Source organism: Burkholderia sp. Bp8998, from assembly GCF_003854235.1.
GTDB lineage: Bacteria > Pseudomonadota > Gammaproteobacteria > Burkholderiales > Burkholderiaceae > Burkholderia.
Genome location: NZ_QTQF01000139.1, coordinates 1 through 1,145, shown reverse-complemented (window position 1 = coordinate 1,145; position 1,145 = coordinate 1). Strand labels below are relative to the sequence as shown.

1 protein-coding gene is annotated in these 1,145 nt (G+C 62.7%); it reads left to right on the top strand.

Annotation, left to right across the window (positions count from 1 at the left end; all coding sequences use genetic code 11):
- The coding region (gene rpoD / locus DIE06_RS37795) for an RNA polymerase sigma factor RpoD (protein WP_124665743.1) at positions 1-969 on the top strand (969 nt) is incomplete at its 5' end.
- Positions 970-1,145 lie beyond the last annotated feature (176 nt).

The following is a 1,145-nucleotide window of genomic DNA, read 5'->3' as shown; positions in this document are numbered from 1 at the left end:
GTCGACCGTTGCGGCATGCCGCGCGACGCGTTTGTCGAGTCGTTCCCGGGCCACGAGACCGACCTCGAATGGACGAACCGCACGGCGGCCACCTCGCAGCGGTTTGGCGCGGCGCTCGAACGACATCTGCCGGCGATTCAGGCGGCGCAGCAGAAACTCGTCGACATCGAGTCCCGGGTCTCGTTGCCGCTCCAGCAGCTCAAGCAGATCAACCGCCAGATGAGTGCCGCGGAACTGAAAATGCGGCAGGCCAAGCGCGAGATGATCGAGGCGAACCTTCGTCTTGTCATTTCAATCGCCAAGAAATACGTGAACCGCGGCATGCAGTTCCTGGATTTGATCCAGGAGGGCAATATCGGCCTGATGAAGGCCGTGGACAAGTTCGAATACCGGCGCGGCTGGAAGTTCTCGACCTACGCGACCTGGTGGGTTCGACAGGCTGTCACGCGTGCGCTCGCCGATCAGGCGCGGACCATTCGCGTGCCGGTCCACATGATCGAGACGATCAACAAGCTGAACCGGATATCGCGCGAAATCCTGCAACAGACCGGGCAGGAAGCGCATCCCGCCGTGCTGGCAAAGCGCATGGAGATGTCCGAGGAGAAAGTGCTCAGTATCCTCAAGATCGCCAAGCAACCTGTCTCGCTCGAAAGCCCGGTGGGTGACGATGGCGATGCGACGCTTGGCGACATGATCGAGGATGCGTCGGCGAGTTCACCGGCTGAGGCGGCGATTCACGCGAACATGCGCGCGGCGATCGACGAGGCACTCAACGGGTTGTCGCCGCGCGAGGCCAAGGTTCTGCGGATGCGATTCGGGCTCGACACAAACTCCGATCACACGCTTGAAGAGGTCGGCAAGCAGTTCGACGTGACCCGCGAGCGGATCCGTCAGATCGAGAGCAAGGCGATGCGCAAGCTGATGCATCCCAGCCGTGCGGACAAGCTCAGGCCCTTTCTCGAGCGCTGAGGCAAGCCGGGCGTGGTATCCCTTCGACGCCCGGCTCCAGACTTGCAGCGATCACGCGTCGGCCTGATCGTTGCCTGGCCGGGCGTGTTCGCTGCGGGGAAAACTTACAGCGGCTTGATGCTGGCGGCCTGCTTCCCCTTGGGGCCCTGCTTGACCTCGAAGCTGACCTTCTGGCC